Origin of the sequence: Mesorhizobium sp. CA14, from assembly GCF_020165195.1 — a bacterium.
Classification (GTDB): Bacteria; Pseudomonadota; Alphaproteobacteria; order Rhizobiales; family Rhizobiaceae; genus Mesorhizobium.
The window spans coordinates 18,061-40,633 of record NZ_JAIUHR010000035.1 but is presented as its reverse complement, the minus strand read 5'-3'; the positions used below and the strand labels follow the sequence as shown (position 1 = coordinate 40,633).

Below are 22,573 nucleotides of genomic sequence, written 5' to 3'. Positions count from 1 at the left end.
GCAATGCGGCAAGCGCGACAACAGACTTTTGCGGGCATTACAAATGGCATGTGCAGACACGTCCAATCCGTCGATCGCGGCAGCAAGCGTTGCAGGAGTGGATTTCGACAAAATCCACGACCGCCAGCAATTCGGATCGGTCAAATGGGCCAATCAATGGGATGAGTTCTCCCCGCGGGTCGAGGGCGAAGACCTGCTCTCGCTATGGACGGCGGATATGGATTTCCGGGCTCCGGAAACCGTCGTCGCGCGGCTGCGCGAAGCGGCAGACCACGGTATTTACGGCTACACGCGTCGCGATCCGCGCCACTATGAGATCGTGCAATCGTGGTTTGCGCGACGTCACAATTGGTCACCGGAGCTGGAAACGCTGCTTCCCGCGCCGGCGATCATGCCGTCGATGGCGACAATACTACGAACCTTTACCAAGCCGGGTGACGGCGTCATCGTGCAGGCGCCCGTATACTCGCCCTATTTCGAAGTGGTCCAGGGGAACGGACGGGTTCTGCTTACGAACCGGCTGAAGCTGGAAGGCAACAAATATGAGCTCGATCTCGACGATTTCGAGACGCTAGCGGCAAGCGGCGCCAAGGTGTTCCTGCTTTGCAATCCCCACAATCCTGCCGGAAAGGCCTGGACGCTCGACGAACTGACGGCGCTGAACGCTATTTGCGAGCGCTATGGGGTTTTGGTCATTTCCGACGACATTCACTGCGACATAAGATTGTCCGACCGGCCCCACATCGTCTTCTCCTCCATCTCGGAGGATGCGGCGGAGAAGTCGTTCATCTGCACGGCGCCGACGAAGACTTTCAATCTGGCCGGCATTCCTTCAGCGACCATTTCGGTGGCGAACAAAACGCGCCGCCACAAGCTTCTTGCCGCGATGCAGGCCTCATTCATGGTGAACGCGAACTTTTTCGGCCGCCTCGCCTTGGAGGTAGCTTACAGTACCGGTGCGCCATGGCTCGACCAACTGACGCGCTACATCGGCGACAACATCGATCTGGTCTGCGAATTCGCCCGCGAACATCTTCCAGGAATTACGCCGATGATGCCCGACGCATCGTTTCTAGTGTGGTTGGATGCGCGCGCGCTCGATCGCCGGGTGGAAGGAGTTCAGAAGTTCTTTGTCAATCGTGCCGGGGTCAATTTGTACGATGGCCGCATATATGGGCCCGGTGGCGAAGGATTCATTCGCCTCAATGTCGGCTGTCCGCGTCCTCTATTGCGTCGAGGGCTGGAGCGCATGGCTAACGCGCTGGTCTCGTCGTGACAAGGGGCTTAAGCCGGAGTCGGCGAAAGCTCACTTTCTAGCGAATCATCCTCAGACGCCCTCCGGGCAAGTTACTATCATTGACCGACTTCCGCCCGCCACATGCGGACAATCTGGAAACGGCCCAAACAGGACGCTGACCACCTCGACGTTGAGCGACGTCATGGCGGACTAAGCGGATTCCTGACAGTTTGTTACACAGATTAAGGACGCTTCGACCTTGAAACGTTCCTATGAGTTAGCTAACTTCTTGAAATAATTCGTTTATTATGAAATCTGCTGGCGGAGAGAGCGGGATTCGAACCCGCGTTACGGTTTCCCGTAAACACACTTTCCAGGCGTGCGCCTTCAACCACTCGGCCACCTCTCCGTCCTTGACATCTCGCGCTGGCCGGTTTCGCCGCGCGGGTTGGGGAGATGCTCCCATGGGAAGTCCTCAACGGATATGTGGTGCCTTCAACCGGCAGGCAACCCTTCCCTGCGCCGATAGCCGTCTAGGCAAACAGGCGCGGGGCTCATCTAGTCGATCCGAAAGCGAATGCCAAGCCATAATGGCATTGCCGCGGCTTTTGCCGCGGAGAGAGCCGAGGCGTGGGTCAAGAGGGGCGATCCGTTCGAATGATGTGCACAGGCCCATCATGCTCCACCGGTGATGCTTGACTTCGCCTCCGCCCGGCTGTCGACTGCGCCAAATCTCTGTTTTTCATGCAATCCCGGTGAACGGTTGCGAGCTTCCCTGGAATTGCCGGTTCGGTTTTTGCAATTCCGACGAAAAGCCGCCAGGCGGCCTTCCCGGAATTGCTTGGGCGAGGGGCATCGTCCTGGCATGGCGTCGATCGACCAGCAACCCACGGGGCGGCCGGACAGCGGGCTTTCCTTCATCCCGGTGGCGTGGCTCGTCATCGTCATGGGCCTGTCGGCCTACGGCCTGATTGCGAACTGGCGGCTGATCGGCGACTTCAGCCTGCCGGAAAATGCATTCCTGCTCGTCTATGGCGGCTTGGCCGGCGGCGTGATCACCATCCTGTGGGGATTGTACCTGCTTGGCCTTGCCTTCAACCGCTCGGCCCGCTTCCCGCGCCATTACACGATCTGGCAGATCGCCATCATCATCTGGCTCGTCCTGCGCCAGGCCTATGTGTCCTACGCCTTCGTGTTCTCGGTCGAGGCGCTGGGCTTCATCGTGGCCGAGATCGCCATCGGCCTGCTCTGCATCTATCTCCTGCGCAACGGCTCGGGCTCCGAGACGGTCTATGCCAATCCGGAGACCGAACGGCCGCCGGTCTTGGTCTCGATCCTTGCCGCGCTGCTCGGCATCCTCCTTGGCGGCGCGATCGGCGCCTGCGGCGGGTTCTTCGCCGGTTCGCTGATCGCGGACCTGACGCATATGAGCTGTTTCGAGGGCGCCTGCGGATTTTTTGCGGCTTTTGTCGGCCTGGGCGGCTTGATCGTCGGCGCGATCGCCGGCGGGATTTTCGCCATCTGGCGGGTGAACCGGCATAAGCCTGCGCGGGCTCGCTAATTTCACGGGCCGCGATTGCGTGGGAACCACGCACGCTCTATGTCGATTGCGGGCTAGACGGGAGCGTTCCCGGGGAGAGCGTCGATGTTGCGTTTCATCTTTCGGCTGGCAGCCATGATTGCGCTGTCGATCTCCGTCATCATGGCGGTGATCGACACGACACGCTCTGTCGCGGCATCGGCGCTGGTGATGACGCCGCTCAACGCAAGCTGGCTCGCGGCCTCGCCGGATACCCGCGCGGCCTTCGAAACTTTCGTGCGTGCCAAGGCAAGCCCGCTGGTCTGGGACGGCGTCGTCGCCTGGGTGCTCGCGCAGCCCGGTTTTGCGGTGTTCGCGGTGCTTGCCTTCCTGCTCTACGCCATCGGCTACCGGCGCAAGCGCCGCGGCGCAGAATTCGCCCCGACGCCCTGAAGTCCCTTGTTTTGACGCTGTTGCGGACGGTCGGCTACGGCGAAACCGCCGAGTCCAACCGCCGGTAACGCTTTTTCCAACAGGTCAAAATTCCACGTGAATTTTGTTTCGTGCCGTGCCAGATTGACCTCGAGCGGGAGGGGAAAACACTTCCTGCCTGGCGCCGCAAGCCCGCCGGAGAACCGGGCGGGCAGGCGGTGCAAAAACGGAAAAATAACCGACAGGGTGTGGATCACATGAAACGTATCGTTCTCGGCCTTCTGGCCGCAACCGCAATGGTTCTTCCGGCTTTCGCCGCGGATGTCCAGCCGGCCATCCTCTATGATCTGGGCGGCAAGTTCGACAAATCCTTCAACGAGGCAGCCTATCACGGCGCGGAGAAGTTCAAGACCGAGACCGGCATTCCCTATGTCGAATTCGAGGTCTCCAACGCCTCGCAGCGCGAGCAGGCGCTGCGCCGCTTCGCCGAGGACGGCCGCAACCCGATCGTCATGGCGGGCTTTGCCTGGGAAGACGCGCTGAAAGCGGTCGCGAAAGATTATCCCGACCTGAATTTCGCCATCATCGACGACGCCGTCGACCTGCCCAATGTCCGCTCGCTGGTGTTCAAGGAGAATGAAGGTTCCTATCTCGTAGGCATCCTGGCGGCGATGGCGTCGAAGTCGAAGAAGGTCGGCTTCGTCGGCGGCATGGACATCCCGCTGATCCGCAAGTTCGAATGCGGCTATGTCGGCGGCGCCAAGTCGGCCGGCGCGACCGACGTCATCCAGAACATGACCGGCGACACGCCCGCCGCCTGGAACGACCCGACCAAGGGCGGCGAGATCGCCAAGACGCAGATCGACCAGGGCGCCGACGTGGTCTACGCGGCTGCCGGCGGCACCGGCGTCGGCGTGCTGCAGGCCGCGGCGGATGCGGGCAAGCTCGGCATCGGCGTCGATTCCAACCAGAACGGCCTGCAGCCGGGCAAGGTGCTGACCTCGATGATGAAGCGGGTCGACGTTGCCGTCTACAATACCTTCATGGATGGCAAGAACGGCACCTTCAAAGGCGGCCTCGAAAATCTCGGCCTCAAGGAAGGCGGCGTCGACTACGCCATGGACGACAACAACAAGGCGCTAGTGACCGATGAGATGAAGGCGGCCGTCGAAAAGGCCAAGGCCGACATCATCTCGGGCAAGGTCCAGGTGCACGACTACACCACCGACAACGCCTGCCCCTATTGATCTGCGGCTGAACCAGAGCGGTTCAGCAATTGAACCGCTCCGACTTTTTGTTTCACCGCCGGGCCAACGCCCGGCGGTTTCGTTTGGAGACTGTGTGATGCAGCCGACAATCGAAGGCATGGCCGAGGACGACGTCGAATCGACGGCACGGCTTCGGCTCAAAGCTTTCTTCGAGGGCACGGATCGGACACTCGACGAGGACATGGCCGGCCTGCGCGGGCTGATTGCCGGCGATGGCTTCGAGGCCGCTTTTGTCGCCCGCGACCGTGGCCGGCCGGTCGCGAGCTGCCTGCTCGTCCGCGACGAGATCAGTTCGCCGCATAATCTGACGCCATGGCTGGCCGGACTGGTCGTCGAGGAAGCCTATCGAAGCGGCGGTGTCGGCACGGCACTGGTCAGAACCGTCGAGGCCCATGCAGCGACGGCCGGTGTCGGAACGCTCTATCTCTACACCTGGCAGGCGCGCGGCTTTTACGAAGCGCTCGGGTGGTCGGCAGTCGAGACTTTCGAGCAGGACGGCGCGCCGATGCTTCTGATGTCACGTGACCTATAGCGTGCCGGCGAGATAGCCGAGCGCAAAGGCCGCCGCCAGGGCAAGCGCGATGACAAAGCCCAGCCTGCCGCCGAGCGAATGCAGGCCGACCCCATAGGGCTTGCGCTCGAGCCGGTGGATCATCGGCGGCGGCGGTTCCGTCTCGCGGGCGGCGACGCCAGCCAGCCGCGTCTGCATCTGCGGCAGTTCGGCAAGGCGTTGCGTGACCAGCTCCCAGCGGTTGCCGCGCTCGTCAGGCCCCGCGGGATCGAAGACGCGCAAGCGCTCGGCCAGTCGCAGCACCGTGTCGCGAAAGGCGGCGTCGATCTCGAGGTCGCGCTCGGCTCGGGCGCGTTCCCTGTCGTTCATCAGGCCAAAGACATAATCGCCGGCCCTCGCGACACGGTCGCTTTCACTAGACATGGCCGTCTTTCCCCATGGCTCGTCACCAATGCGGCGGCTTGGTCACCGGAACGTCGGAGGCGGTCTGCTCCTCCAATTCCAGGAAACGGTCGGCGAGGGCTGCGAGCTTGCGCTCCATGCGCTCGATCGCCTTCCACTGCTCGGCGATCTGGCCGGACAGTTCCTCGATGGTCTTTTCCTGCTCGGCGGCGCGGATTTCAAGCGTCGTCAACCGATCGTCAGGCATGGCCATGCAAATCGACCCTTCGAATGTGAAGCCTCCACTCAAGCAGATATTCGTGGGATGCCCACGAAATATCTGCTTATGCTCTGTTGGTTCTCGCAGATTCTGGTCGCAAAACCGTGGGACACTTTTGCGGAACCTGCTCAGGTTCGAAATTGACAAGGGCGCGGGGATTTGTCGAGAGTGAATGGCGTTCCGGCCAATTGGCACGGGCGGGGCATCATGCTAGGCATTTTGACCAAGCGATAAAAAATAACGAGTGGGACAGGCTGCATGGCGCAAGCCGCAATCGAGCTCATAGGCATCAACAAGAGTTTTGGCGCCGTACGCGCCAACCGCGACATCAATCTGGAGGTCGCGCGCGGCACCATCCACGGCATTGTCGGGGAGAACGGCGCCGGCAAGTCGACGCTGATGTCGATCCTGTACGGTTTCTACCAGGCCGACAGCGGCGAAATCCGCGTCGGCGGCAAGCCGGTGTCGATCAACACATCCAACGATGCTATCGCGCTCGGCATCGGCATGGTGCACCAGCATTTCATGCTGGTCGACAATTTCACGGTGCTGGAGAACGTCATCCTCGGCGCCGAGAACGATGTGCTGCTGAAGAGCAGCATCGCCAAAGCGCGCTCGGAACTCGACCGGCTGGAGCGCGAATACGGGCTCGAGGTCGATCCCGACGCCGTCATCGAAGAGCTGCCAGTCGGCCTGCAGCAGCGTGTCGAAATTCTCAAGGCGCTCTATCGCGGCGCCGAGATCCTGATCCTCGACGAGCCGACGGGCGTGTTGACGCCGGCCGAGGCCGACCACCTCTTCCGCATCCTCAAGCAATTGAAAGATCAGGGAAAAACGATCGTGCTCATCACGCACAAGCTGCGCGAGATCATGGCGATCACCGACACGGTTTCGGTGATGCGCCAAGGCACGATGGTGGCGACCCGGGTGACGAAGGAGACCACGGTCGGCGAACTGGCCGAGCTGATGGTCGGCCGGCGCGTGCTTCTGCGGGTAGAGAAGGGCCAGTCGGAAGCAGGCGCCGTAAAACTCTCGGTCAAGAACCTGACGGTGAAGGATTCGCGCGGCGTCACCATGGTCGACAACGTCTCCTTCGACGTGCGCGGCGGCGAGATCGTCGGCATCGCTGGCGTTGCCGGCAACGGCCAGTCCGAACTGCTCGAAGCGATCTCCGGCATCAGGCATGCGGTTTCCGGCGAGGTTATGCTCGACGGCAAGCCGATCGATCTCACCGGCAAGGCCGATCCCGGCGAATTGCGCGACCGTGGGCTTGCCCACGTGCCGGAGGACCGCCATCATGTCGGGTTGGTGCTCGCCTTCGAGGAGAACGAGAATTCGATCCTCGGCTATCATGACGACGAGCGCTATCTGAAGGGGCCGTTCCTCGACGTCGATGCCATCATGGCCGACGCGAAGGACAAGATCGAGAAATACGACATCCGCCCCGGCAATCCGCGGCTGAAGACAGCCAATTTCTCCGGCGGCAATCAGCAGAAGATCGTTCTGGCCAGGGAGATGGAGCAGGATCCGGGCGTGCTGATCGTCGGCCAGCCAACGCGCGGCGTCGATGTCGGCGCCATCGAATTCATCCACAAGCGGCTGATCGCCATGCGCGACCAGGGCAAGGCGGTGCTGGTGGTCTCGGTCGAACTCGACGAGATCCGCTCGCTGTCCGACCGCATCCTGGTGATGTTCGCCGGCCGGGTCGTCGGCGAGCGCGGTCCTGATGCGACCGAAGGCGAGCTCGGCCTGCTCATGGCCGGCGTCGAGCACCAGGAGGCCGCCGAATGAGCACGCCTTACGCCAAGCTGCCGGCCTGGGCCGATTATGGGTTGATTCCGGTGATCAACCTGGCGGTCGCCTTCATCGTCGCCGGCTTCGTCGTCATGCTGGTCGGCGAAAATCCGTTCCGTGCCGCCGTCATCCTGGTCGAAGGCGCCTTCGGCAAGGGCACAGGCATCGCCTTCACGCTCTTCTACGCCACGACCTTCATCTTCACCGGCCTGTCGGTGGCGGTGGCGGCGCATTGCAGCCTGTTCAACATCGGCACCGAGGGCCAGGCCTATATAGGCGGCCTGGGCATCGCGCTGGTGTGCCTGAGCTTCGACAGCGTGCTGCCCTGGTGGGTGATCTTTCCGATCGCGATCGTGGCCGCGGCGGCGTTCGGCGCGCTGTGGGGGCTGATCCCAGCCTATCTGCAGGCCAAGCGCGGCTCGCACATCGTCATCACCACCATCATGTTCAACTTCATCGCCGCCTCGGTGATGGTCTATCTGCTGGTCGGCCCGCTGAAGCCGGCCGGCTCGCAGGCGCCGCAGACGCGCAATTTCCTCGCAGGCGCCGAACTGCCGAAGCTCAACTGGATCATCGAATTGTTCGGCGCCAAGATCCGTTCCGCACCGCTCAACATCTGCTTCCTGCTGGCGCTGGTCATGGCCTTCCTCGTCTGGCTTTTGATCTGGCGCACCAGGCTTGGCTATGAGATGCGCACCTATGGCCACAGCCCGAAGGCGGCGCGCTATGCCGGCATATCGGAAACCCGCATCATCATCACCGCGATGATGATCTCGGGTGCGCTGGCCGGCATGATGGCGCTCAACCCGGTGATGGGCGACCAGCACAATGTCGCGATCGATTTCGTATCCGGCGCCGGCTATGTCGGCATCGCGGTGGCGCTGATGGGCCGGCTGCATCCGGTCGGCATCGTCCTGGCGGCGATCCTGTTCGGCATGCTCTACCAGGGCGGCGCGGAGCTTGCCTTCGAGATGCCGGCGATCAGCCGCGACATGATCGTCATCATCCAGGGCTTGGTCATCCTCTTTGCCGGTGCGCTGGAACATATGTTCAGGCCTTACATCCAGGCGCTGTTCGCCTCGGTCAGTCCGAAATCGGTCGGCATGCAGGCGGTCAAAGGCACGGGGGCCTGAGATGGACATGTTCAACGCAATCGTCCAGGTGCTCGATTCGACGATCCGCCTTTCGGTGCCGCTGCTGCTCGCCTGCCTGGCGGGCCTCTATTCGGAACGGGCCGGCATCTTCGACATTGGGCTCGAAGGCAAGATGCTGGTCGGCGCCTTTGCCGGGGCTTCGGCCGCCGCGGTCTTCCACTCGGCGCTGATCGGTCTCGGCACGGCGGTGCTGATCTCCGTCGCCTTCGCGCTGGTGCACGGCTTCGCTTCGATCACGCATCGCGGCAACCAGATCGTCTCCGGCGTGGCGATCAATTTCATCGCCGCCGGATCGACCATCATCCTCGGCCAGGCCTGGTTCCAACAGGGCGGGCGCACGCCGGCGCTGCAGCCGGGCGAGCGTTTCGAAGCGATCACCTGGCCCGGCGCCGACGCGGTCAAGGATGTGCCGGTCATCGGCCCGATCTATGGCGAGCTGATCTCCGGCCATTCGATTCTGGTCTATTTCGCCTTCGCCATGGTGCCGTTCACCTGGTGGGTGCTGTTTCGCACCCGCTTTGGGCTGAGGATGCGTGCCGTCGGCGAAAATCCCGCTGCCGTCGATACCGCCGGCATCTCGGTCGCCTGGCTGCGCTATCGCGCGCTGATCTGCACCGGCATTCTCACCGGGGTCGCCGGCGCCTATCTCTCGATGGTGCAGAATGGCGGCTTCGTGAAGGACATGACGGCGGGCAAGGGCTATATCGCGCTGGCAGCGCTCATCTTCGCCAAATGGAAGCCGGTCAACGCCATGTTCGCCTGCCTTTTGTTCGGCTTCCTCGATGCCGCGGCGATCCGCCTGCAGGGCTCGCCGCTGCCGATCATCGGCAAGGTGCCGGTGCAGTTCATGCAGGCGCTGCCCTATGTGCTCACCGTCGTCCTGCTCGCCGGCTTCATCGGCAAGGCCATTCCGCCGCGCGCCGGCGGCGTGCCTTACGTGAAGGAACGCTAAGGTCGGAGAACGCCGGGGCGAAATTTCGCCCGGTGGCGACCGGCATTTGAACAAGATCGTGGGAGAGAAGAACCGAATGTCGCATGATCTGTTCGAGGCGGCGAAGACGGCGATGGCCAAGGCCTATGCGCCCTATTCGAAGTTCCCGGTGGGCGCAGCGCTGCGCACCGAGGACGGGCGCATCTTCACCGGCGCCAACATCGAGGTGGCGTCCTATCCGGAAGGCTGGTGCGCGGAGACGACGGCGCTCGGCCACTACATCATGGGCGGCGGCGGCAAGATCGTCGAGATCGCGGTGATCGCCGAGCGCATGGCCAAATGCTCGCCCTGCGGCGGCTGCCGGCAGCGGCTGGCGGAATTCTGCCGGCCGGAGACGAAGCTTTATCTGTGCGACAATGCCGGCGTGGCCGAGACTGTGACCATGGGCGACATGCTGCCCTACGGCTTCAGGGGCGACATCTTGAAATGAAGAGCGGGCTGAAATGAAGGAAGCGCTGGATCATCTGGTCGAGAAGCTGGACGGGCTGGCGCCTACAGCGGCGCTTGTGCTGGGCTCGGGCCTCGGCGGGCTGGTCGACCAGGTCAAGGACGCCAGGCGCATTTCCTATGCCGAATTGCCGGGCTTCCCGCGCAGCGGCGTTTCCGGCCATGCCGGCGAGGTGGTGGCCGGACATTTCGCCGGCACGCCGGTGCTGATGCTGTCCGGCCGGGCGCATTATTACGAGCATGGCAACGCAGCCGCGATGCGGCCGGCGCTCGAGGTGCTTGCCGGCATCGGCATCTCGCATTTGATCCTCACCAATGCCGCCGGCTCGGTCGATCCTGAAATGGGACCGGGCTCGGTGATGCTGATCACCGACCACATCAATTTCTCCGGCTCCAACCCGCTGATCGGCGAGCCGAGCGACCGCCGCTTCGTCGGCCTCACGGAGGCCTATGATGCGGGCCTGCGCAAAGCGATCGAGAAGGCGGCGAAGGCAACGGGAACTGCGCTGCATCAAGGCGTCTATATGTGGTTCTCGGGACCATGCTTCGAGACGCCGGCCGAGATCCGCATGGCGCGCGTCATGGGGGCCAACGCCGTCGGCATGTCTACCGTGCCGGAGGTCATCCTCGCCCGCTTCCTCGGGCTCAAGGTCGCCGCCTGCTCTGTCGTCACCAATTTGGCGGCCGGCATGACGGGAGCGGAACTCTCGCACCAGGAAACCAAGGACATGGCGCCGGTCGGCGGCGCGCGGCTGGCGACGATCCTGCGGCGCGTCTTCCAGGACGGCTTGCCCGACTGATGCTGCCGCAGGAGATCATCCGCCGCAAACGCGACGGCCACAAACTCTCGGCCGACGAGATCGCGGCCTTCATCGCCGGGCTGACGGCCGGCACCATCTCCGAGGGCCAGGTCGGCGCTTTTGCGATGGCAGTTTTCCTCAACGGCATGAGCCGCGAGGAAGCCGTGGCGCTGACGCTCGCCATGCGCGATTCCGGCGACGTGCTCGACTGGTCCGACCTGCCGGGCCCGGTCACCGACAAGCATTCGACCGGCGGCGTCGGCGACAATGTCTCGCTGATGCTGGCGCCGATCGTCGCCGCCTGCGGCGCTTATGTGCCGATGATCTCGGGTCGCGGCCTCGGCCACACCGGCGGCACACTGGACAAGATGGATGCCATTCCCGGCTATGCCAGCCAGCCGGACGTGGCGCTCTTTCGCAAGACGGTGCTCGAGACCGGTTGCGCCATTATCGGCCAGACCGCCAATCTCGCGCCGGCCGACCGCCGGCTCTACGCGATCCGAGACGTCACCGGCACAGTCGAATCGGTCCCGCTGATCACCGCCTCGATCCTGTCGAAGAAGCTCGCCGCGGGCTTGGGCTCACTGGTGCTCGACGTGAAGGTCGGCAACGGCGCCTTCATGGAAAAGTCGCGCGACGCGGCCGCCCTGGCGAACAGCCTTGTCGAGGTGGCCAATGGCGCCGGCCTGAGCGCATCGGCGCTGGTGACGGGCATGAACGAGCCGCTGGCCTCGGCCGCCGGCAATGCGGTCGAGGTCAAGAATGCCGTCGATTTCCTCACCGGCCGCTATCGCGACCGCCGGCTGGAGGAGGTGACGCTGGCGCTGGCGGCCGAGATGCTGCAGTCGGCGGGCCTCGTCTCGTCCCACCAGGACGGTATCAGGCGCGCCACCGAAGCGCTCGCCGGCGGCCGTGCCGCAGCCGTCTTCGCGCGGATGGTTTCCGCGCTTGGCGGTCCCGGCGATTTCATCGAGAAGCCGGAGAATTATCTGCCGGCGGCGCCGGTCGAACTCGCCGTCAAAGCGGAACAGGACGGGTTCGTGACCGGCATCGCCACGCGCGACATCGGGCTTGCCGTCGTCACGCTCGGGGGCGGGCGCTCTCATCCGGACGACAAAATCGATCATGCCGTCGGTCTGACCCGACTGTTGCCGGTCGGCGCCGAGCTGCGCCCGGGAGAGGCGCTGGCGCTGGTGCATGCCCGCACCAATGCGGAGGCGGAGGCGGCGGCTGCGGCCGTGCGAGCGGCTTATACGATCGGCGGTTCCAAACCGCCCGCCGAAAAGACCGTGCTCAGGCGGATACTGCCGCGCTGATCGGACTTACTGGACGAGCAGCAGCGCGCCGTCCTGGACCTGGTATTTCTGCAACCGCTGCAGGAAGCTCATGCCGATCAGGTTGGTCTGCAACGCTTTGTCGTCGAGGACCATCGCCTGGACGCTGTCGACGGAGATCTTGCCGATCTGCAGGCGCTCGACCGTCACCACGGCGGCTTTGATCACCCCGTTGGCGGTGTTCACCTGACGATTGAAGTCCGACGGGTTGAGCGAGATGCCGATCCTGCGCGCGGTCGAGGTGTTGATGGCAACCAGCGTCGCGCCGGTGTCGATCAAGCCGTCGATCTGACGGCCATTGAGCTTGAACTGCGACGTGAAGTGGCCGCGCGCATCGGCGTTGACCAGCACCTGGCGGCCGAGCGGCATCGGCGTCGGCGGTTTGTCCGGGACCGAAGCGAGATTGACCTGCGGCTGAGCTTCCGGTGCTGCCGGCTGCGAGCCGAGGGTCGATTTCAGCAGGCCGTCCACCAGATGCGGGTTAGCCTGATAGACGATCGGAATTGAGGCCGAGGTTCCGGCAAAGATGCCGAGGATGAGAAGCTTGCGCAGCATGGATGCCCCTGGAGCGTTTCACCATTTCAAGGAAACGTTGAACCGCTCTTTGTCTTTGGAGCAATTCCGAACGGAAAACCGCCTCGCACTTTTCCTGGAATTGCTCCCGAAGCAGCATGCTTAGTCCGGCATGGTGTGCACGACTTTAACGCGCGCGGGAACCGCAAGCTTGCGTAAACGGCCGGTTAAGAGGGGCGCTCACTTTGTCCCATACATGCGGTCGCCGGCATCGCCGAGGCCGGGCATGATGTAGCCCTTGTCGTTCAGCTGCCGGTCGATCGAGGCGGTGAAGACCGGCACGTCCGGATGCGCCTTGGTGAAGCGCTCGATGCCTTCCGGGGCGGCCAGCAGGCAGAGAAAGCGGATGTTGGTAGCGCCGCGTCCCTTCAGCTTGTCGATCGCCGCGATCGCCGAATTGGCGGTCGCCAGCATCGGATCGACGACGATCACCAGACGGTCGGCAAGATCGCTCGGCGCCTTGAAGAAATACTCGACCGCTTCCAGCGTCTCATGGTCGCGGTAGAGGCCGATATGGGCGACGCGCGCCGCCGGCACCAGGTCGAGCAGGCCCTCGAGCAGGCCGTTGCCGGCGCGCAGCACCGAGGCGAAGACCAGCTTCTTGCCTTCCAGCGTCGGCGCCTCCATCTCTTCGATCGGCGTCTCGATCGTGGTCGTGGTCAGCTCGAGATTGCGGGTGACCTCATAGCCGAGCAGAAGTGAAATCTCACGCAGCAGCCGCCGGAAGCCGGCCGTCGAGGTCTCTTTCTTGCGCATGATGGTCAGCTTGTGCTGGACAAGGGGGTGGTCGACGACGGTGACGCCCTGCATGATGTGCTCCGACTGGTTCGCAGTGGGTAGTGCCTAGTGAGTAGTGAATAGTGAGCCGATTTGCGAGTCCCTGACTGAGGGAAAGCACCAGCCTTCAACCGCGTGATGTGCGCGCGGCCAAATCAATCACTACTGACCACTCCCTTTTCCCTGCTCACCGCATCTTCACGTCCAACCGGCCTAGCAGCATCGCCTTGGTCTTCTTGTCCACGAAGGCCGCCTCGATGGCCGTCCTGGTGACGGCGGTGAGCGCCTTGTCATCCATGCGGAAATGCTCGGCGGCGATATCGTATTCGCGCTTCAGCGAGGTCCAGAAATAGGGCGGGTCGTCGGAGTTGAGCGTCACCTTGCAGCCGGCGGCGCGCAGCGCCGGAAAAGGGTGGTCGGCGAAGCTGTCGAAAACTTTCAGCGCGATGTTGGAGCCTGGGCAGCATTCCAGCACCACGCCCTGGTCGGCTATGCGGCGGACAAGGTCGGGGTTCTCGATGGCGCGAACGCCATGACCGATGCGGGAGGGGCGGATGTGGTCGAGAGCCGCGGCCACACTTTCCCAGCCCATCAGCTCGCCGGCATGGATGGTGATGCCGAGGCCCGCTTCGCGCGCGATCTCGAAGGCGCGCACATAATCTTCGAAATCGCCGATGCGCTCGTCGCCGGCGACGCCGAACCCGGTCACCAGCGGGTGACCGCAACGCGCCGCGAAGCGCGCCGCCTGCTCGATCGCCTCGACGCCGACATGGCGCACGCCGGTGACGATCATGCGGCCCTCGATGCCGGTCTTGGCTCTCGCGCGGGCCATGCCTTCGCCCAGCGCATCCGTATAGGCTTTTGGCGACAGCCCGGCCTTTTTGGCATGGTCGGGCGAGGTGAAAACCTCGGAATAGATGGCGCCGTCGCGGGCGAGGCTGGTCAGATAATAGTCGGTGAGGCGTGCATAGTCTTCTTCACTGCGGAACAGGTCGGAAGCGAAATCGTAAGCCGCGAGAAACGAGGTGAAATCGTGCCAGACGAAGGAGCCGTCCTGGATATAGGGCGAAGGATCCTTGCCGTATTTGCGGGCCTGGCTGACGACGAGCTCGGGCGCTGCCGCCCCTTCGATGTGGCAGTGCAGTTCGGCCTTCAAAATCATGCGGTCATCCCGTCCGGTATGCTGCTCTCGCACAGGTGCTGGCCGGAAAATCATGCAAGACCATTCCCGGCAGGGTTTTGACAGCGCGGCCGAAAACCGCGCCTTGGACAATAGCGTCGGCACCATCGATCGGCTATGGTCCCGCCGGTTTTATGGCGGATCAAAATAATGTCAGTTGAGAGAACCACGGCCGCGGGCGGCATGGAAACCTCCTATGGTTTCAGGAAGGTCGGGGCAGGCGAGAAGCAGCCCCTGGTCAACGACGTCTTCCATAAGGTGGCCAATCGATACGACCTGATGAACGATCTGATGTCGGCCGGGTTGCATCGGCTGTGGAAGGACGCGATGGTCGCCTGGCTGAACCCTCCCAAGAAAGTGGGCTGGAAAGTGCTCGATGTCGCCGGCGGCACCGGCGATATCGCCTTCCGCATCGTCGAGGCCAGCCAGCGCCAGGCCCATGCCACGGTGCTCGACATCAACGGCTCGATGCTGACCGTCGGCCGCGACCGCGCCGAGAAGCTGGGGCTTGCCGCAAACACCGATTTCGTCGAGGCCAATGCCGAGGCGCTGCCGTTCGAGGATGATAGCTTCGATGCCTATACGATCGCGTTCGGCATCCGCAACGTGCCGCGCATCGAGGTCGCGCTTGCCGAAGCCTATCGCGTGCTGAAGCGCGGCGGACGGTTTCTGTGCCTGGAGTTCTCCGAGGTCGACATGCCGCTGCTCGACAAGGCCTATGAGGCCTGGTCGTTCAACGCGATCCCCAGGATCGGCAAGGCGGTGACCGGCGACGACGAGCCCTACTCTTATCTGGTCGAATCGATCCGTAAGTTCCCCAACCAGCAGAATTTCGCAGCAATGATCACCCGCGCCGGCTTCGACCGCGTCACCTTCCGCAACTATTCGGGCGGCATCGCCGCCCTTCATTCCGGCTGGAAGCTTTGAGGCGCAGCCCTTTGCAGCAGGCCGCTTTGAAACAGGCCCCTTTGAGGCAGGCAGGCCTATGAGCAGCGTTGCCGCCGCCTTCAGGCTCGCCCGGGCCGGCTGGGTGCTGGTCCGCGAGGGCGTCGTCGCGGCGCTGCCGGGCGAAGAGCTCTCCGGCATGCCGAAATTCGGATGGCGCGTGGCGCGGCTTTTCACCCGCCGCCGGGCGTTGAGCTATCAGCGCGGCGACAGGCTGGCGCGCGCGGTGGTGCGGCTCGGACCCTCCTACGTCAAGCTCGGCCAGTTCCTGGCGACGCGGCCCGATGTCGTCGGCAACGACATGGCGCTGGATCTCGCATTGCTGCAGGACAAGATGCACACCTTCCCGAAGGCGGCGGCGATCCATGCGATCGAAGCCTCGCTTGGTCGCAGGATAGACGATCTCTATTCGAGCTTCGGCGAGCCGGTGGCGGCGGCTTCTATCGCGCAGGTGCACGGCGCCGAAATCGTGCGCGAGGGTAGCGCTTCGCAGGTGGCGGTGAAAGTTATCCGGCCCGGCGTGCGGCACCGCTTCTTCCAGGACCTCGAAAGCTATTTCCTTGCCGCCCGCCTGCAGGAGAAATACATCCCCGCGTCGCGTCGCCTGCGCCCGGTCGAGGTGACCGAGACGCTGGCACAGACCACCAGAATCGAGATGGATCTGAGGCTTGAGGCGGCCGCGCTTTCCGAACTCGGCGAGAACACCAAGGACGATCCGGGTTTTCGCGTGCCGGCGGTCGACTGGGAGCGGACCGGCCGCGATGTCCTCACCATGGAGTGGATCGACGGCGTCAAGATGAACGATCTGGCCGGCCTTGCCGCCGCCGGTCACGACCTCAAGGCGATCGCCGCCAATCTGGTCCAGTCGTTCCTCAGGCACACGTTGCGCGACGGCTTCTTCCATGCCGACATGCATCCGGGCAATCTGTTTGTCGAGGCGAACGGCACCATCGTCGCCGTCGATCTCGGCATTGCAGGCCGGCTCGGCAAGAAGGAGCGGCGCTTCCTCGCCGAAATCCTCTACGGCTTCATCGTGCGCGACTATCAGCGCGTCGCCGAGGTGCATTTCGAGGCGGGCTATGTGCCGCGCCAGCACAATGTCTCGGCCTTCGCGCAGGCGATCCGCGCCATCGGTGAGCCGATCCACGGCCAGTCGGCCGAGACCATTTCGATGGCGAAGTTGCTGACGCTACTGTTCGAAGTCACCGAGCTGTTCGATATGGCGACGCGGACCGAGCTGGTGCTTTTGCAAAAAACCATGGTGGTGGTCGAAGGCGTCGCCCGCACGCTCGATCCGGCCTTCAACATGTGGAAGACGTCCGAGCCTGTGGTCAGCGACTGGATCGCGGGCAATCTCGGCCCGCGCGGCATGCTCGCCGACGCCCGCGACGCTGGCAGAGCCCTTGTGTCGCTGGCAAGGCAGGCGCCGGATCTTGTGGCCCGCACCGAGCGGCTGTCGCGCGAGATCGATTTGATGGCGGAAAACGGCCTGCGCTTCGACGAAGCGACCGCGCGCGCGATAGGCAGGGCGGAAGCGCGCCACACCCGCTCCGGTCGAGTGGCGCTGTGGGTGATTGCGCTGACGCTGATCTGCATCGCCTGGAAATTGCTCTGACCGCCACACGGCTTGTCGCCGATTGATTGCATTGCTATCATTGCAAGCGCTACCTCATGCGAGTGCAATCACATGGCCAGCATCACGATCCGCAATCTGGATGACGAGGTCAAGGAGCTGCTGCGGCAACTCGCGGCCGAAAATGGCTGCTCGATGGAGGAGCAGGCGCGGGCGATGATACGCGCCGCGGTCGAAGGCCGGGCAGGGCAGGCCGATCGCATCGGCCAGATCGAAGAAAAGCTGCGTGCGCTGACAGGCTCAAAGGAGCGGGCGGCGCCGATTGTCGCCGCATCCGCCAAATCAGTTTCGCGAGGTTCTCTCTCCGGCAAACGCATCCTGCTCATTATCGGCGGCGGCATTGCCGCCTACAAAGCCCTCGACCTGATCCGGCGGTTGCGCGAGCGCGGCGCTTCGGTGCGGGTGGTGATGACGTCGGCAGCGCAGGAATTCGTCACCACGCTGTCGGTCGGCGCGCTTTCGGCCGATCATGTCTTCACCGAAATGTTCGACCGCAAGGACGAGCACGATGTCGGCCATATCAGGCTGTCGCGCGAGGCCGATCTGCTGGTTGTCGCGCCGGCGACCGCCGACCTGATGGCGAAGCTCGCCAATGGCCACGCCAACGACCTTGCCTCGACCGTGCTTCTGGCCACCGATAAGAAGGTGCTGATGGCACCGGCGATGAACCCGAAAATGTGGGCGCATCCGGCAACGCGGCGCAATCGGGCGATCTTGCTGAAGGACGGCATCATCTTTGTCGGTCCCGGCAAGGGCGAGATGGCCGAGAGCAACGAAGCGGGCGAGGGCCGCATGGCCGAACCGCTAGAGATCGTCGCCGCGATCGAGGCCATGCTCGACGAGAAGCCGAAGCCGCTTGCCGGCCGCAGGATCATCGTCACCTCCGGGCCGACGCATGAGCCGATCGACCCGGTGCGCTACATCGCCAACCGGTCTTCCGGCAAGCAGGGCCACGCCATCGCGGTCGCGCTTGCGAAGCTCGGCGCCGATGTCAGGCTTGTCTCCGGCCCGGTCACCATTGCCGATCCGGCCGGTGTTGCGACCATTCACGTCGAAACGGCCGTGCAGATGAAGCAAGCGGTCGAGAGCCTGCTGCCGGCGGATGCCGCCGTGTTCGTCGCGGCGGTTGCCGACTGGCGCACGGAAAACGCCGCCGGCGAGAAGATCAAGAAGGTGGCGGGCAAAGGGCCGCCTTCGCTGCAGATGGTCGAAAATCCGGACATCCTGGCCGGCATCAGCCATCATGCCCGGCGGCCGGGCCTCGTCGTCGGCTTCGCCGCCGAGACCCAGGATCTGATCGCCAATGCCGAGGCCAAGTTGAAGAAGAAGGGCGCCGACTTCATCGTCGCCAATGATGTCTCGCATGAAAGCGGGATCGGGCCATCCGGGGTGATGGGCGGCGACCGCAACAAGGTGCGCATCGTGTCCAGGGCCGGCGTCGAGGAATGGCCGGAAATGGGCAAGGACGAGGTGGCGGCGCGGCTCGCCGCGTTGATTGCGGCGCGGCTGCAGCAGACTGTCGCGGTCTGAGCCCGAGCGGCAAGCCGGCGCTTCGGCCGCGGCCGCCTTGACATCCCCGTCAACCCGCTGCCAATCGCGGCCGGTTTGCCGCTAAAAATATCCTCAGCGCCGCCAGGCAGCCGAACACGCCGAGGGGCACGAAAGCCAGAAACAGCCAGCCGGCGACGCTTGCTGCGGCATCGCGGTTCAACCCTTCGGAGAAGCCGCTGGCATTGGCAATGATGCCCGCAACCGCCGCGCCCACGGCATAGCCGATGCGCTGCATGGTCGGCACGGCGGCCGAGGCGATGGTTTGCTCGCCATCGCGGGCCGAGGCGACGATGACGCGCGTGAGGAAGGGCCAGCAAACGCCGAAGCCGCCGCCCTGCAAAAGGGCGCAGAGCAGGATCAGCGGGATCGAGCCGGCAGGGATCGTGTAGGCGAAGCCGGCGAGGCCGGAGGCGATCATCAGCGCGCCGGCGACGATGATCAGCCTCTCGCGCTCCAGCGGCGCATTGGCGATGAGGATCGACAGGACCGACCAGGCGATCGATTCGGCGGCGATGATGTAGCCGGTGGTCAGGATCGGAATGCCGTGCAGCGTGGTCAGAAGCAGCGGCCCGTAAATGGTGAAGGTGCAGGTCGCCACGGAGAAAGCCGCAACCATGGTCATGCCGCTGCCAAGCGGCGAGCGCCATGAAAACAGAGGCGACGGGAAGAGCCGGGATTGCGGTCTAAGCGCATCCATGTGGAAGAAAAGCGCCAGGCCGATCAGGCCGAGGAAGAGGAGGAGCGACGAGCGCACCAGGGCGATATCGATGCCGGCGGCGGCGATCAGCACGACGCTGAGGGCGAGACAGGCAAGCGCGGGATAGGGGAAGGGCGGTGCCTTGCCGTCGCTCGCCTGCGGCTTCCTCGCCTGGGGCGTGTCGAGCACGATGAAGCTTGCCAGCGCCATCGCCGCGCCACCCAAGGTGAAGACGCCGAAAGCCCAGCGCCACGACAGGAACTCGGTCATGATAGCGCCCAGCATGGGGCCGCTGAAGGCTGCGACGCCCCAGACCGCGGACATGATGCCGAAGAGCTGCGGCCAGATGTTGCGTGGAAACAGGCGCTCGACTGAGACGAAGGCCAGCGATACGAGCGCGCCGCCGCCAAGCCCTTCGACCAGACGTCCGACGAGGAACAACGGCATGGAAGGCGCCGCGGCGCAGATCAGCGCGCCGATCGCATAGAGCAGTGCGGCGACCATCATGTTGGAGCGCAGGGCGACATAACTGACCAGCCGGCCGGCCGCGGCGCCGGCGACGATCGCGCCGAGCTCATAGACCGCCAGCGACCAGCCGACAAGCTGCACGCCCGCCAGTTCGCCGATCATGGCCGGCATCACCGTCGCCACCATCGTTTCGTTGGTGGCATGCAGCAGGATGCCGAGGCTGACGAAGCAGAAGCGCGCCAGGTCGCCGCTCGCCCACAGCGCCCGCCAATCCACCCTGTTGCTGGCCGCCTTGTTGCCGCTCGCTGCCGTCACGCCGATCTCCTGCTTGTTCTGCGCACCTCATCCGCGTTGCGAACGAGGGGCAAGATCCAGTTCGGCAGGGCTTGTAGAACCTCAAGCGCAGTTGAGCTCAACAGGCTTTTTCGCGAATTTTCGGGGCAAGCCACCATTGGCGCCGAAGGGATCCGGCTTTCCAAAGCACTCGGCCCGGAACAGATGTTCCGGGCCGAGTGCGGCGCAATGAATTTGAAAAGCCGAAGGCTCACTTATAAGAGTGGACGAGATCCAGCGACGCCACGGTGACGGCCAGGTTGAGGCCGGTCTGCGCCTGCACGCTGAGCGGCTCCAGCATGAAGGCGCTGTCCAAGCCGCCGACCAGGACGTTGGCGCCGCCGCCGGTCACCACGCTCGCCTCGGCGTTGACGCCGTAATAGCTGCCGGCGAGATCGCCCGCATCATGGCTGCGGGTGGCGGCAAGCACCGCCCAGACGAGCTGGCCCTGATGCGTCTTGCCGACGTCGACGCCGAGCTTGGAGATGATCCCGGTATAAATCTCGGCCGGGCCGTGATGGGATGGGCGGAAGACGCAGGACACGCCTTTGTTCGAGGTGATGACGTAGCCGACGCCGCCGTCGATGGTGCAATCGAGCGTGCCGAGCCGGAGCGTGCCGGCGCTTACCGGAGAAGCGAGGACCGTGGCGACAAGCGCGGCAGCGGCATAGGCAAGTGTTTTGATCATGGAAAGGTCCTTTCGCGAAAATCTTGGCCCCGGCCTAAACGATCGAGGTGTGTCGAGCGTTCCGCCGAAAACTTGGCGCGAACATGACGAAGGTTAACGCTTTGCCTTGGTGCGGTTAACGGATCGCCAGCGGCGTCCCCGCTGCGCAACACTATGGCCGCCGGTGACAACGGTGCGTCGTGCAAAACTGCCTGTTGGCGTCAGCTTCCGATCAGCTGGCGTTGCCGCCGGTGCGCGAAAGGCCGTCCTTGGCCGGCTGGTAGTTGGGGTCGAGGTGGACAGCCTCGCGATACGACTTGGCCGCCCTTCCTTTGTCGCCGCGCCGCTCGTAGATCAGCGCCTGGTTGGCCCATGCCTCGGCATTCTTGCCGTCGAGCTTGATGGCCATGTTGAAGTCGGCGAAGGCGTTGTCCTCGTCGCCTGTCGCCAGATAGGAGAGGCCGCGGCCGTTGTAGGGCTCGGCGGCGTCCGGCGCCAGCGAGATCGCGGTCGAGAAATCCTCGATGGCGAATTTGTGCTGACCCTGGCTTTGATAGATCAGGCCGCGATTGTGATAGGCGCGGGCATCGGTGGTGTCGAGCTGGATCGCCTTCTGGAAGTCGTTGAAGGCATCCTGGGTGCGGCCCGCCTTGCGGTAGAGATTGCCGCGGCCGATATAGGCGGCGTCGTAGTTGGCGTTGATCTGGATCGCGCGGTTGTAGTCGGCCAAAGCTGCTTGCTGATTGCCGAGGAAGCGCTGGATCAGCGCGCGGTTGGAATAGGCCTGGTAGAAGTTCGGATTGAGCTGGATGGCCTGATTGAAGTCCTTGAGCGCCGCCTGGTACTGGCCGCCGCGGCCATAGGCCGAGCCGCGCACATTATAGCCTTCGGGATCCTGCGGATTGCGCTGGATGACCGCCGACAGCGAGGAGATGTTCTCGCTCGACGCTTGCGCCTTGTCGATCGAATTGAACTCACCTGTCGGGGTCGTCTGGCATGCTGCAAGCGCCAGACCCGAAAGCAGGGCCGCCGTCAGGGCGAAGCCGCGAAAAGCGGTTCCGCGCTCTACGGAAATTGCGTTCATCTTTGTCCTCACTGCCGCGGCGCCGTCAGTCCGTTCCCTCTCCGACCCGGCTCGAATCTATAAACAAAAAGGTGGCGGCGATTCCGCATCGCGCCACCCTCGGTATCCTTCGAAAAGGACGAAAAATTGGCGTTATGAACGCGGCGAGCGCGATGCGCCGGCAGCACCAGCCGGAGCCGGGCGCGGGGCCATCGGCAGCAGACCTTCGCGCTGGGCGCGCTTGCGGGCCAGCTTGCGGGCGCGGCGCACGGCTTCCGCCTTCTCGCGGGCACGCTTCTCGGACGGCTTCTCGTAATGACCGCGCATCTTCATTTCGCGGAAAATACCTTCGCGCTGCATCTTCTTCTTCAGCGCGCGAAGCGCCTGATCAACGTTGTTGTCGCGGACGAGTACCTGCACGGGCAATCCTGTCTTCGGGTTTGAAATCGTTAGGCAAACAGCCATAGCTGAGATGCCTCCGCGGCGAGCTGCACCGCGAATTGTGGCGGCTGATAGCAGAATCACGCTGGCATGTCCA

Annotated in this window: 23 protein-coding genes and 1 tRNA gene; 14 read left to right on the top strand and 10 right to left on the bottom strand. The window is 63.9% G+C overall.

Annotated elements, in window-relative coordinates:
- The first annotated feature begins 43 nt into the window (after positions 1-43).
- Positions 44-1,276: a MalY/PatB family protein gene (locus LB565_RS26760; protein WP_224589103.1), complete on the top strand. Its 1,233-nt coding sequence runs from the start codon at positions 44-46 to the stop codon at positions 1,274-1,276.
- Positions 1,277-1,556: 280 nt separating this feature from the next.
- Here LB565_RS26760 and LB565_RS26755 read toward each other — a convergent pair.
- Positions 1,557-1,646: transfer RNA gene (locus LB565_RS26755), tRNA-Ser, on the bottom strand.
- Positions 1,647-2,102: 456 nt separating this feature from the next.
- Here LB565_RS26755 and LB565_RS26750 point away from each other — a divergent pair.
- From LB565_RS26750 to LB565_RS26735, 4 genes are all read left to right on the top strand, one after another.
- Positions 2,103-2,798, top strand: a complete 696-nt coding sequence (locus LB565_RS26750) for a hypothetical protein (RefSeq protein ID WP_224589102.1) — start codon at positions 2,103-2,105, stop codon at positions 2,796-2,798.
- Between the two features lie 84 nt (positions 2,799-2,882).
- Positions 2,883-3,209, top strand: coding sequence for a hypothetical protein (locus LB565_RS26745; protein WP_224589101.1), 327 nt, complete (start codon positions 2,883-2,885; stop codon positions 3,207-3,209).
- Between the two features lie 236 nt (positions 3,210-3,445).
- On the top strand, positions 3,446-4,435 hold the full coding sequence (locus LB565_RS26740; RefSeq protein WP_224589100.1) for a BMP family protein: 990 nt from the start codon (positions 3,446-3,448) through the stop codon (positions 4,433-4,435).
- Positions 4,436-4,532: 97 nt separating this feature from the next.
- Entirely contained in the window at positions 4,533-4,988 is a 456-nt protein-coding gene (locus LB565_RS26735; protein ID WP_224589099.1) for a GNAT family N-acetyltransferase, read from the top strand.
- On the opposite strand, the gene LB565_RS26730 is transcribed toward LB565_RS26735, so the two are convergent.
- Together LB565_RS26730 and LB565_RS26725 are read right to left on the bottom strand one after the other, a co-directional pair.
- Complete coding sequence (locus tag LB565_RS26730; RefSeq protein WP_224589098.1) at positions 4,983-5,390, bottom strand: hypothetical protein; 408 nt, start codon at positions 5,388-5,390, stop codon at positions 4,983-4,985. The genes LB565_RS26735 and LB565_RS26730 overlap by 6 nt on opposite strands.
- A gap of 22 nt (positions 5,391-5,412) precedes the next feature.
- Positions 5,413-5,622 carry a SlyX family protein gene (locus tag LB565_RS26725; RefSeq protein ID WP_224589097.1) on the bottom strand — a complete coding sequence of 70 codons (210 nt, stop codon included), beginning with the start codon at positions 5,620-5,622 and terminating at the stop codon, positions 5,413-5,415.
- A gap of 264 nt (positions 5,623-5,886) precedes the next feature.
- Here LB565_RS26725 and LB565_RS26720 point away from each other — a divergent pair, with 264 nt between their 5' ends.
- The 6 genes from LB565_RS26720 (at position 5,887) to deoA (ending at position 12,130) form a co-directional block, all read left to right on the top strand.
- On the top strand, positions 5,887-7,419 hold the full coding sequence (locus LB565_RS26720; protein ID WP_224589096.1) for an ABC transporter ATP-binding protein: 1,533 nt from the start codon (positions 5,887-5,889) through the stop codon (positions 7,417-7,419).
- Positions 7,416-8,555, top strand: a complete 1,140-nt coding sequence (locus tag LB565_RS26715) for an ABC transporter permease (RefSeq protein ID WP_224513932.1) — start codon at positions 7,416-7,418, stop codon at positions 8,553-8,555. Before LB565_RS26720 ends, LB565_RS26715 begins: the two co-directional genes overlap by 4 nt.
- 1 nt (position 8,556) lies before the next feature.
- Positions 8,557-9,528, top strand: coding sequence for an ABC transporter permease (locus LB565_RS26710; RefSeq protein ID WP_224589095.1), 972 nt, complete (start codon positions 8,557-8,559; stop codon positions 9,526-9,528).
- A gap of 76 nt (positions 9,529-9,604) precedes the next feature.
- Positions 9,605-9,997: a cytidine deaminase gene (cdd, locus tag LB565_RS26705; protein ID WP_224589094.1), complete on the top strand. Its 393-nt coding sequence runs from the start codon at positions 9,605-9,607 to the stop codon at positions 9,995-9,997.
- 13 nt (positions 9,998-10,010) lie between these two features.
- Entirely contained in the window at positions 10,011-10,814 is an 804-nt protein-coding gene (locus LB565_RS26700) for a purine-nucleoside phosphorylase (RefSeq protein ID WP_224589093.1), read from the top strand.
- The gene (deoA, locus tag LB565_RS26695; RefSeq protein ID WP_224589092.1) at positions 10,814-12,130 is read left to right on the top strand and encodes a thymidine phosphorylase; all 1,317 of its coding nucleotides are present in this window, start codon (positions 10,814-10,816) and stop codon (positions 12,128-12,130) included. Before LB565_RS26700 ends, deoA begins: the two co-directional genes overlap by 1 nt.
- Positions 12,131-12,136: 6 nt before the next feature.
- On the opposite strand, the gene LB565_RS26690 is transcribed toward deoA, so the two are convergent.
- The 3 genes from LB565_RS26690 to LB565_RS26680 all read right to left on the bottom strand — a co-directional run bounded on the left by LB565_RS26690 (position 12,137) and on the right by LB565_RS26680 (position 14,660).
- Positions 12,137-12,703 carry a TIGR02281 family clan AA aspartic protease gene (locus LB565_RS26690; RefSeq protein WP_224589091.1) on the bottom strand — a complete coding sequence of 189 codons (567 nt, stop codon included), beginning with the start codon at positions 12,701-12,703 and terminating at the stop codon, positions 12,137-12,139.
- 198 nt (positions 12,704-12,901) lie between these two features.
- Positions 12,902-13,531 (bottom strand): uracil phosphoribosyltransferase, encoded by a 630-nt coding sequence (gene upp, locus LB565_RS26685; protein WP_224589090.1) that lies wholly within the window; start codon positions 13,529-13,531, stop codon positions 12,902-12,904.
- A 154-nt stretch (positions 13,532-13,685) separates the two neighbouring features.
- Positions 13,686-14,660, bottom strand: coding sequence for an adenosine deaminase (locus LB565_RS26680; protein ID WP_224589089.1), 975 nt, complete (start codon positions 14,658-14,660; stop codon positions 13,686-13,688).
- Positions 14,661-14,828: 168 nt separating this feature from the next.
- Between LB565_RS26680 and ubiE the strand changes: the two genes are divergently transcribed.
- The 3 genes from ubiE (at position 14,829) to coaBC (ending at position 18,786) form a co-directional block, all read left to right on the top strand.
- A complete protein-coding gene (gene ubiE, locus LB565_RS26675) occupies positions 14,829-15,605 on the top strand; it encodes a bifunctional demethylmenaquinone methyltransferase/2-methoxy-6-polyprenyl-1,4-benzoquinol methylase UbiE (RefSeq protein WP_224589088.1) in 777 nt (258 codons plus the stop codon).
- A gap of 58 nt (positions 15,606-15,663) precedes the next feature.
- The gene (gene ubiB / locus LB565_RS26670; RefSeq protein ID WP_224589087.1) at positions 15,664-17,238 is read left to right on the top strand and encodes a 2-polyprenylphenol 6-hydroxylase; all 1,575 of its coding nucleotides are present in this window, start codon (positions 15,664-15,666) and stop codon (positions 17,236-17,238) included.
- A gap of 72 nt (positions 17,239-17,310) precedes the next feature.
- A complete protein-coding gene (coaBC, locus tag LB565_RS26665) occupies positions 17,311-18,786 on the top strand; it encodes a bifunctional phosphopantothenoylcysteine decarboxylase/phosphopantothenate--cysteine ligase CoaBC (RefSeq protein WP_224589086.1) in 1,476 nt (491 codons plus the stop codon).
- 49 nt (positions 18,787-18,835) lie between these two features.
- Here the strand turns inward: coaBC and LB565_RS26660 are convergent, their stop codons facing one another.
- The 4 genes from LB565_RS26660 to rpsU form a co-directional block, all read right to left on the bottom strand.
- The gene (locus tag LB565_RS26660) at positions 18,836-20,287 is read right to left on the bottom strand and encodes an MFS transporter (RefSeq protein WP_224589085.1); all 1,452 of its coding nucleotides are present in this window, start codon (positions 20,285-20,287) and stop codon (positions 18,836-18,838) included.
- Between the two features lie 229 nt (positions 20,288-20,516).
- Positions 20,517-20,993, bottom strand: a complete 477-nt coding sequence (locus LB565_RS26655; RefSeq protein ID WP_224589084.1) for a DUF992 domain-containing protein — start codon at positions 20,991-20,993, stop codon at positions 20,517-20,519.
- Positions 20,994-21,204: 211 nt separating this feature from the next.
- Positions 21,205-22,056 carry a tetratricopeptide repeat protein gene (locus LB565_RS26650; RefSeq protein WP_224589083.1) on the bottom strand — a complete coding sequence of 284 codons (852 nt, stop codon included), beginning with the start codon at positions 22,054-22,056 and terminating at the stop codon, positions 21,205-21,207.
- 132 nt (positions 22,057-22,188) lie between these two features.
- The gene (gene rpsU / locus LB565_RS26645; protein WP_224589082.1) at positions 22,189-22,455 is read right to left on the bottom strand and encodes a 30S ribosomal protein S21; all 267 of its coding nucleotides are present in this window, start codon (positions 22,453-22,455) and stop codon (positions 22,189-22,191) included.
- Between the last annotated feature and the right edge of the window lie 118 nt (positions 22,456-22,573).